Genomic DNA, 9521 nt, shown 5'->3' with positions numbered 1-9521 from the left:
TTCCACAGCACGAACTCTCCGGACCTGACGCCGTCCGGGTCTCCGTCGGGGTCGCACTCCGGTTCGCCGTCTTCGTCCACTCCGGACTCTTCGCCTTCTTCTCCCTCCTCGTCTTCTTCGCCTTCGAGCCCGCCGCGCACTCCGGATGCTCCGTCCACTCCGGACAGCTCCCCGTCCGCTCCTGGCTCTGGTTCGCCGCACACGGGCCCGTCGTCCACCCCGGACGCCTCTGCCGCGCCCCCGCGCAACACCGGCCAGACCACCCAGTCCTCGGTCGCCACCCCCGAAGCGCCGGCTCGCGCGGACGTCCCGCACGCCCCGCAGCCCCCGCGCACCCCGGACACCACCCCGTCGTCGTCCCAGCCGGGCCCGATGGGCAGCGCGCCGAACGCCACCGGCAACGCCCCCGCCGGTCGCCCCGGCACCCCCGGCTCGCGCGATGACGTGGCCCCGTCCACCCCTGCCGCCCCGCGTTCCCCGGACCACTCGACGACGGCCTCCCGCGCCGACGCCCCGTCCCGTCCGTCCACGCCTCCGACGCACTCGGCGCCTTCGGCTCCGTCGTCGCCGTCGATGCCGTCGTCCCCGTCCGGCGGCATGCCCTCCGCCCCCGGTGGCGCCCCGCACGCCCCGTCGTCCGGTGCTCCTTCCGGCGCCCCGCGCACCGACGCGACCCCGCCCAGCCGCGCCACCGCTCCCTCGGCGGCGGCACCGCACGCCCCGTCGACTCCGCACACCCCGTCGACCCCGTCGGCACCCCCGGCGGGCGGCGGCACCCCGCACTCCTCTTCCAGCGGCTCCCCGTCGGCCGGCTCCCCGCGCACCGACACCCCGATGCGCCCGCAGCCGTCCACGCCGTCGTCCCCGAGCACTCCGCACACCCCGTCGGCCCGCACGGACGCGCCCACCGCGCCGTCCTCCCGCCCCGACGCACCCCAGACCCGTCCGGCAGGCGGCCCGACCGCGCCGTCCCGTCCCGACGCCCCGCACACCGGCACGACCACGCCGTCGTCACGCCCGGACGCCCCGCACGGCGGGCCGGCCGCACCGCACAGCCCCAACACACCCCAAACCCCCACCGCGCCGCACTCTCCCAACGCGCCGCACGGCGGCCCGAACACCCCGTCCCGCCCGGACGCGCCGCACCGTCCCGACGCCCCCAACCGTCCCGACGCCGGCCCACGCCCGGACACCTCCCGCCCCCGCACGGACGCCCCCGCGGGCCACCCGTCCCGTCCCGACGCCCCCACGCGCCCGGACACCCCGCACCGCCCCGACAGCCCGTCCCGCCCCGACGGCTCCCGTCCGCACTCGCCGGACTCCCCGCGCTCGCGCGGCACCGGCACCGACGCACCCCCGCACCACGCGCCGGACGCGACCCGCCCCGAGGCGGCCACCCCGCACTCCCCCGCGGCTCCGCACTCCCCCGACGCACCACACCACCCCGACGCGCCACACCACCCGGACGCCGACGCGCCGTCGCACACCCCGGACAAGCCGCACGACCCGGACTCCCCGGACCGCCCCCACGACACCGACGTGGACACCACACCGGCGGACCGCCCGTCCCCGGAGGCCGCACACCAGCGCCACGCCGAGCAGACACCGGCCGGCGTCTCACACCACGGCGGCGACCCGGACATGGGCGACCTGCCGCACCGCGTGCCGGACGACCCGCGCTACTTCACCGCGGACGTCCACGTCACCCCGGACGGCCACGCCCGCATCGGCGGCCACGACTACACCCCCGCCGAGTACGCGGACATGCTGCGCCGCGGTGGTTACGACGGCAGTCGCCCGGTCCGCCTGATCGGCTGCGACGCGGGCAGCAACGACTTCGCCCAGCAGCTCTCCCGCCACCTCGACGCCCCGGTCCTCGCCCCCACCAAGCCGGCCTGGACCGACGTGAACGGCCGCGTCTTCACGAGCGACGCCGACATCCGCCCCGACGGCACCCGTCAGCCGAAGATCCCGCCGAACGGCGAGTGGGAGACCCACCACCCGGACGGCACGAAGACCAAGACCGGCGACGACGGCTACGCCCCGGACACCGAGCGCCACGACCCGGACGCGACGACGGACACCGACGGTGCCGTCGACCGCGGCGAGCCGCCCTACGAGCGGGACCCGGAGTTCGCGCACCACCCGGACGACCTGCCGCCGAACCGCGCCGAGCCGCAGGTGCTCGAACAGCTGGACCCGGACAGGTGTCAGGTCGACGAGAACGGCCTCATCACGCACTACGACGGCCAGCCGATCGAGCGGTACCTGAACAGGGTCCTCGAAGACCGCGCCAAGCTGATCGAGAACAAGATCGCCGACGGCACGATCAAGCCGCCGGACCACCCCGCGCAGAACATCCAGAAGTACGCGAACAACAACGTCGTGTGCACGTCGGTCTCGGTCGACCGGCAGACCGGCCGGATCTACGAGTCGGTCAACGGCTCGAACACGGACCTGATCCCGGAGGACAAGCTCCACCCGGCGCTGGCCGCGCGCCGCGACGCGATGATGGGCAACCCGCCGCCGGACGGCGACGGCCTGGGCTACACCCAGCCAGACCGCAACCCGGACCGCCTCGGCCAGCCGCTGCTCGATCGCAACGGTGAGGAGTTCCGCACGCCGTTCCCGATCAACGACGCGCCGACGAGGCACGCCGAGGTCAAGAACGTCAACCAGATGCTGCTCGACCGCGGGGTCCCGCCGGACGTGTCCCCCGAGGAGCTGCGCAAGATCCTGGGCGAGATGCGCGTCGACAACGCCTTCACGCCGGCGAAGGTCGGCGCGGTCAGGGACGGCCGCTTCCCGGACACCGCACAGTGCTGCGCGAACTGCACGCGGATGATCGACGGCGTGCCCAGCTCCGCTGGTAAGCTCACCCATCCACCTGGTGACCCGCGGCTCCAGGTCCTGCCGGAGTGATGACCATGCGTGTGAACATCGAGGACACCGAAGACGACTACAACGGTGTCCTCCACGAAGGCGTCCCGTTCACCGGCGAAGTGGTGGAGATCGGCGCGGACGGCAACCTGATCTCGCTCTACACCTACTACACCGGCGTGCAGGACGGCCCGTACTCCGAGTGGTACGGGCCCGACCGCCCGTTCAAGCAGGGCACCATGAAGTTCGGCATGCTCAGCGGCGTGAACCGGCAGTGGCACCCCAACGGGCAGCTGGCGCTGGAGACCGAGTTCGACGACCGGGGCCGCCAGCTGTACCGCAGGGAGTGGGACGAGACCGGCGCGCTCACCTACGAGCACAGCGCCTGAGCGATCCCGTTGCGCGTCAACAGGAGCAAGACGGTCGACACCCCGGCGGCGATCCTCCTGCACGACGGTGAACCGTTCACCGGCGAGCTCGAGGACACCGACGCCGAGGGCAACGTCATCGCGCTCTCCTCCTACGTCGACGGCATCGAGCACGGCCCGCAGACCGAGTGGTACCCGAGCGGTGAGAAGCAGGCCGAGGGCCGGTGCCATCGGGGATCACCGGTCGGCGAATGGCGGGAGTGGCACCGCAACGGGAAGCTCGCCGAGCACGACCTGTTCAACGTCTTCGGCGAACTGGTCGAACGGCGGCGGTGGGACGAGCACGGCACGCTCCTCGTCGACGTGAGGTCCGGCATCACGCGGGGGCTCTGACGGTGCGCATCGACAGCGGTGAGTCGTACCTGGACGAGGCCAAGGACGCCGACGGCAACGTCATCGCCCTGGTCACCTGCTGGCAGGGCATCACTCACGGCCCGTAGACGCTCCGGTACCCGAACGCCCGCAGGCGTCTGGCGCTGACCGCGTCTCCCGGCCGCGAACCGGAAGACCCACCGCGAGTGGCCCCGCCGGGGAACCACCGGGAGATCAACACCCTCGGAACCAGTGTGAACGGGTCGAAGCCACCGACCCGCCCGCACGTGCACGGGCAGCCCGATAAGATCAGCGCGTTGTGACGGGGAGAGGGGCGAGGAGCACATGGGCCAGCCAGCGACACCGCTGAGCGAGCAGGAACAGCAGCAGCTCGTGCGGCAGATCGGCCGTGCCATGCTGCCGGCGATGCCGCAGGGCTGGCAGCGCATCCGTGCCGAGTACCGCGCGGCGGGCAGGCACATCGAGGTCGACCTCGCGTTCGCCGGGCCCGACGGGCAGTTGCGGCCGGTGCGGCCGCCGATGGACGTGGTGCAGATGTTCGGCCAGCTGCGCGCCGGGATGTACCAGCCGGACCGCGGCACGTGGCTGAGCGCGACCTACGAGATCGAGGCGCCGGCGGCGTTCACGGTCGACTTCAACGCCGAGGACGAGCCGCGCTGGCGCAACACGCCGCCGCCGATCGGGTTCCGCGACGAGCTGCAGACGTTCCCGCGGCCGGACCAGCTGATCCCGGACTGGTGGCGGCAGCGCGTCGGACTGCCGCCGCTGCCCCAGCCGGAACCGGAGCCGCAGCAGGAGTTCCAGGTCCCGCCGCAGCAGCCCGAGCAGCAGCCGTCGGCCGACCTGCGCACCGCGAAGGTCTACGACGGCAAGAACGACGACGGCCGCATCGTGGTGAACCGCCAGCCGGTCGACCCGCAGCTGGTGGACAACCTGCTCACCTACCTCGAGACGGCGCCGGTCGTGCTGGCCGCGCGCAGCTACGACGTGGACGAGTTCTCCGCCAACGGCGAGCAGGACGTGCCGCTGAACTTCCGCACCGACGGCACCTGGGTCTGGGCCGGTGCGGTGCCGCACTACCTGCGCAAGTACGGCCTGCCGCCGGAGCCCGAGCTGGTGGCGCACGCGGTGTCGCGCGGGTTCCGCATCGGTGAGGTGAGCGAGGCGGCGCAGGACCGCGCGGTCTCCCTGATCACCGGTCAGTGAGCGAGAAGCGCTGAAGGGGGCTCGGCTGCGGCCGGGCCCCCTTCTCCACGTTCTCAGCCCGCGGTCGCGACGACGGGGCGGCGTGCCCGCACGGCGAGCGTGACCAGCACGGCGACCCCGGCGACCACGTAGAGGTTGCCGATCACCTGCTGCCACCACGCCCACTGCTGCTCCACGTCGTTGTCACGCGGGAACAGCCAGTGCGGCCCCACCGCGAACACCGCCACGACCAGCCACGACGCCCAGTGCCGCCGCAGCGCGGGCCGCGACAGCAGCACCAGCGCGGGCGCGATCCAGATCCAGTGGTGCCCCCACGAGACCGGCGAGATCAGCAGCCCGCCGAGGGCCACGGCGAAGAACGCCTCGACCTCGCCGACACGTGCCGCCACCCACCACGTCAGCGCCACGACCAGCAACGACAGCACGACCCAGGTGAGCACCTGCGGGCCGCTCTCCAGCCCGAGGCGGGCGAGCAGGCCGCGCAACGACTGGTTCGACGCGTAGGTCAGGCGTCCGACGCGAGCGGGGTCGAGCAGCGCGTGCGTCCAGTACTCGCGCGCGTCGCCGAACGCGATCAGGAACCCGAGCAGGCCGAACGCGAAGAACGACGCGATCGACACGAGCACCGGCTTCCACTGGCGCCGGGCCACGAAGAACAACGCGAAGAACGCGGGCGTCAGCTTGATCGCCGCCGCGAGCCCGATCAGGGCGCCGCGCGGCCACCAGCGGGTGCGTTCGAGCAGGCAGTCGGCCATGACCAGCACGCCGAGCAGCAGGTTGACCTGCCCGAACCAGAGCGTCTCACGCAGCGGGTCGAAGATCGACGACACGGCGGCCGCGCCGAGTCCCCACTTGACCGCCTCCGGCCCCCACCCGAGCACGCGCGAGGCCGCGACCAGGCACAACGTCGTGAGCAGCGCCAGGTTCGCCACCGCGACCGCGAGGATGGCGACCACCAGCGGCACGAGCGCGAGCAGGCTGAACAGCGCGGCGGCGGCCGGCGGGTAGGTGAAGGGCAGGTCGGGGCCGCCGAGCGGCTTCGCGAACCCCTCGACGTAGAGCGGGAGGCCCTGCAGCAGCGCGTCACCACCGTTGCGGTAGACGCGCAGGTCGAGCGACCACCCCGGCGGGCGGAGCATGACGTACGCGAGCGTGCCGATCATGACGACGGCCCACGCCACGACGACGCGCTTGGCTCCCCGGTCCAGCTGCATCGGGAAATCCTAGCGATGGGGGTGCTGAGGCCCACGTCACGGACACCGGGCCGAATTTCTCACGTAGCGTCGTCGCGTGACCGCGGAACGTGGAACTCTGTTGGTGGAGCGCACAAATGCGCACGCTCGGGCTATCCTGTGCGCATGAGCCCCGCACTGGAGACGGTGCTGGCCAAGGCCGGCCTGCAGGTGACGCCCGACGAGTTCCTCGCGCTCGTGACCGACGCGGCGCGCAGGCTCGCGCCGCCACATCCGGAGCCGGTCAGCTACTTCACCCCCGAACAGCAGACGGCGCTCGCCGACGTGGGCCTCGACCTGTCCCCGGCCGGCCCGTCCGACGCCAAGCCGCGCACCCGCACCGTCGTGGCGCACGCGGTCCTGCGCGACTCCGCGCTGACCGTCGCCGACGCCGCACGTCAGCTGCAGATCGACACGAGCCGCGTCCGCCACCGCCTCGGCGTGGGCAGGCTCGTCGGCTGGAAGGACCGCGGCAGCTGGCGCCTGCCAGCCTGGCAGTTCGCCGGCACCGGCGTCCTGCCCGGCCTCGAAGCCGTGCTCACGGCCGTGCCCACCGACCAGCCGGCGCTCGTCGTCGCCGCGTTCATGACCACCGCCCAGGAGGACCTGCTGGTCGACGGCAAGCCCGCGACACCCCGCGACTGGCTCCTCGCAGGAGGAGACCCGCGCCTCGTCGCCGACCTGGCCTCCGCGCTCGGCACCCCCGCCTGAGCCGTTCCCGAACACCCGACAGGACCCGAATGTCACGGCTTCCGCAGCCGCCTGCCCCTGCCGTGCTCCAGGCACACCTGCGCCGCACAGAGGACGTGGTGGCCGTCCACCGCGCGACCCGGCTGGTGCGCGTCTTCACGGCCAAGGGCTCCCACCCGCAGCGCTGGAACTCGTTCCGCTACGCGGGCCCCCTCCCGCACGCCCGCTTCGACGCGCAGGCCCCGACCCCCGACGGCAAACCGGCCCCGGACCACGAGAACGGCGTCCTGTACTTCGGCCTGTCCGTCCGCACCTCCGTCGCCGAGGTCTTCCAGGCCACCTCGATGGTCGACCGCCGCACCCGCTCCCCGTTCCTGGTGGTCCTGCGCCCGCGCCGCACGCTGCGCCTGCTGGACCTGGGCGGCCTGTGGCCGACGCGGGTGGGCGCCTCGCAGGAGATCTCGACGGGCCCGAAGGCCGTGACGCAGGCGTGGGCCCGCGCGATCCGCGCGGCCTACCCGGAGCTCGACGGGCTGTGGTACCGGTCGTCGATGGACTCGGGCGACCCGGCCGTGTGCCTGTGGGACCCGCCGGGAGCTTCGGGGCTGCCGGCGGCTCCGGACGTGTTGTTGCCGTTGGACCACCCGGGACTGGACCTGCCGTTGGCGCGGGTGTGCGAGGAGCTGAACTACACGCTCCTGGGCTGAGTTCCTTCCGCCAACTGGAGCAAGATCGCATCCGCTTCTCCACTCGCGGCCTTGGCGTCTTCATCATTGCCGAGCACCGCGTACACGCCAGCCAGGTTGCGCAACGCCTCCGCTGTACCCACCCGATTGCCCAGGCGCCGGTGCAAGGCAAGCGCCTGTCGTGCGCTCACCAAGGCGGGAGCGAACCTCCGCGACCAGAAATGGATCACACTGGCGATGTTCAGCGTCTCCGCTTCACCCGGCTCGTCCTTCGGCTCCAGCCCGTGGTGCAGCTCCAGTGCGGTTGAGATGGCAGCCAGCGCCTCGTGGAGCTGCCCCAGCCCTTGAAGACATCGCGCCTTCAAGGTGTACGAGGCCGCGAGCCACGCGTCGTCGTCGCCTGGGTGCAAGCTCCTCGAGATGGTGGCGTGAGTCAGTGCAAGTTCGTCCATACCTCGTGTCAGGAACATGGCTGCCAAGGCTTCCTGGCAGTGCGCTTGCTGTATGCGATCACCAGCTTCCATCGCAAGAGAAAGCGCGAGCTTGAGGACATGCGTCGCCTCCTGCCAGTCAGACAGCCTGCACAGTGCTCGCCCAAGTCCTCTGTGGACACGGGTCCGCTCGATCTGGTCGCCGGCTCGATTCACGGGATCGATCGCTTCCCGATACACCGTGACTTGATCGCGCCAATGACCTCGTGAATTGAGGTAGCTGTGCAGCGTCAGCGCAAGCTGCCAGGCATATCTGTCGTGCCCCATCGCAGCCGCATGACCAACCATGCCCGTCAACACCGCATGTTCGTTCGTGAACCACTCCGCTGCCTCAGTCAGCCCGTCGAACGTCAGCGGCGCCACCACCGGGTCCAGTGGCGGCAGCTCGATCCCGATCCGCTGAGACACCAACGCCCGATCTCCCGCCCACGCCGTGTGCAGGTAAAACCCGAGCATCCGCCGCTGCGCCTCGTCATCGCTCCCGGCCAGCTCCATCGCGAACAACCGCAGCAGGTCGTGGAACCGGAACCGCCCGGGCAGGTACTCGTCCAGCAAGCTCGCCGCGACCAGTTCCCGCAACAACGCTCTGCAGTCCCCCATCCCCGCGAGCGCCGCGGCCGCATGCACGTCGACGTCCGGTCCGGGATGCAGCCCCAGCAACCGAAACAGCCGCGCGGCCGGCTCCCGCAACGCCCGCACGGACCACGAGAACACCGCCCGCGCACTCAGTTCGTCCTCGCCGAGGTCGAGCGCTTCCAACCGGCCGCGGCGCAACTCGGCGACCACCTCACCGACCGGCAGGTGGGGTTGCGCCACGATCCGCGCCGCCACGATCGCGAGCGCCAGCGGCAACCCGGCGCACAGTTCCGCGACCTCGGCCAGCTCCGCGGTGTCCACGCCACCCAGCCGCACCTTCAACAACACCACGGCCTCGTCGGCGGACAACCGGTCGAGCCGCAGCGGCCGTGCCCCGTGCTCCGCCACCAACCCCGGCAACCGCCGTCGGCTGGTGACCACGACGAAACAGCTGGCGCTGCCCGGCAACAACGGCCGCACCTGCTCGACGGTGCGCACGTTGTCCAGCACGAGCAACACCCGCCGCCCCGCGACCTTGCTGCGGAACAACGCCGCCTGCGCGTCCAACCCGACCGGAATCGCATCACTCGAAACCCCGAACGCGTCAAGGAACCCGCGCACCGCTTCCGCCGCCGCCATCGGCTCGCGATCCGGCTCGAACCCGCGCATGTTCACGTACAGCTGCCCGTCGGGAAACCGGCCGGCCACCCGGTGCGCCCAGTGCAACGCCAGCGCGGTCTTGCCGACCCCGGCCATGCCGTTGACCGCCGAGATCACCACGGCACCCGAGCTCAGCGCCGACTCCAGCTGGTCAAGCTCCGCGCTCCGCCCGCTGAAGGTGGCCACCTCCAACGGCAACTGCCGCGGCACGACCTCCGCGGCCTGCGGGTGGACGTGCACGCCGCCGTACACGGCCCCGGCCTGCACCACCGCGCCGTGCACCCTCCCTGGCACCGTGTTCTTCACCGGAACACCATCACGCCATGCGAGGTGCGGCGC

At 72.1% G+C, this 9521-nt stretch carries 8 protein-coding genes and 1 pseudogene; 6 read left to right on the top strand and 3 right to left on the bottom strand.

Going from position 1 to position 9521, the window contains the following annotated elements; all coding sequences use genetic code 11:
- Positions 1-872 (bottom strand): annotated as a pseudogene (locus ACZ7CD_RS12440) (hypothetical protein); the annotation flags it as partial.
- On the opposite strand from ACZ7CD_RS12440, the gene ACZ7CD_RS12435 reads away from it, so the two are divergent.
- The 4 genes from ACZ7CD_RS12435 to ACZ7CD_RS12420 all read left to right on the top strand — a co-directional run bounded on the left by ACZ7CD_RS12435 (position 835) and on the right by ACZ7CD_RS12420 (position 4847).
- A complete protein-coding gene (locus ACZ7CD_RS12435; protein WP_470378900.1) occupies positions 835-2922 on the top strand; it encodes a hypothetical protein in 2088 nt (695 codons plus the stop codon). The pseudogene ACZ7CD_RS12440 and the gene ACZ7CD_RS12435 overlap by 38 nt on opposite strands.
- The gene (locus ACZ7CD_RS12430) at positions 2922-3269 is read left to right on the top strand and encodes a toxin-antitoxin system YwqK family antitoxin (RefSeq protein WP_360397737.1); all 348 of its coding nucleotides are present in this window, start codon (positions 2922-2924) and stop codon (positions 3267-3269) included. Before ACZ7CD_RS12435 ends, ACZ7CD_RS12430 begins: the two co-directional genes overlap by 1 nt.
- Positions 3270-3278: 9 nt before the next feature.
- The gene (locus ACZ7CD_RS12425; protein WP_360397735.1) at positions 3279-3641 is read left to right on the top strand and encodes a toxin-antitoxin system YwqK family antitoxin; all 363 of its coding nucleotides are present in this window, start codon (positions 3279-3281) and stop codon (positions 3639-3641) included.
- 324 nt (positions 3642-3965) lie between these two features.
- On the top strand, positions 3966-4847 hold the full coding sequence (locus tag ACZ7CD_RS12420) for a hypothetical protein (protein ID WP_470370619.1): 882 nt from the start codon (positions 3966-3968) through the stop codon (positions 4845-4847).
- Between the two features lie 53 nt (positions 4848-4900).
- Here the strand turns inward: ACZ7CD_RS12420 and ACZ7CD_RS12415 are convergent, their stop codons facing one another.
- A complete protein-coding gene (locus tag ACZ7CD_RS12415; protein WP_360397729.1) occupies positions 4901-6061 on the bottom strand; it encodes a glycosyltransferase 87 family protein in 1161 nt (386 codons plus the stop codon).
- Positions 6062-6205: 144 nt separating this feature from the next.
- Here ACZ7CD_RS12415 and ACZ7CD_RS12410 point away from each other — a divergent pair, with 144 nt between their 5' ends.
- Both ACZ7CD_RS12410 and ACZ7CD_RS12405 read left to right on the top strand, forming a co-directional pair.
- Complete coding sequence (locus ACZ7CD_RS12410; protein WP_360397727.1) at positions 6206-6790, top strand: DNA-binding protein; 585 nt, start codon at positions 6206-6208, stop codon at positions 6788-6790.
- A gap of 29 nt (positions 6791-6819) precedes the next feature.
- On the top strand, positions 6820-7476 hold the full coding sequence (locus ACZ7CD_RS12405) for an RES family NAD+ phosphorylase (RefSeq protein ID WP_360397725.1): 657 nt from the start codon (positions 6820-6822) through the stop codon (positions 7474-7476).
- Here ACZ7CD_RS12405 and ACZ7CD_RS12400 read toward each other — a convergent pair.
- A complete protein-coding gene (locus ACZ7CD_RS12400; protein ID WP_470375654.1) occupies positions 7458-9488 on the bottom strand; it encodes an ATP-binding protein in 2031 nt (676 codons plus the stop codon). The two genes, ACZ7CD_RS12405 and ACZ7CD_RS12400, sit on opposite strands and share 19 nt — an antisense overlap.
- Positions 9489-9521 lie beyond the last annotated feature (33 nt).

The organism is Lentzea sp. NPDC036949 (genome assembly GCF_055608075.1).
The sequence above is the reverse complement of the archived record's forward strand: the minus strand, read 5'-3'. Positions and strand labels throughout refer to the sequence as shown.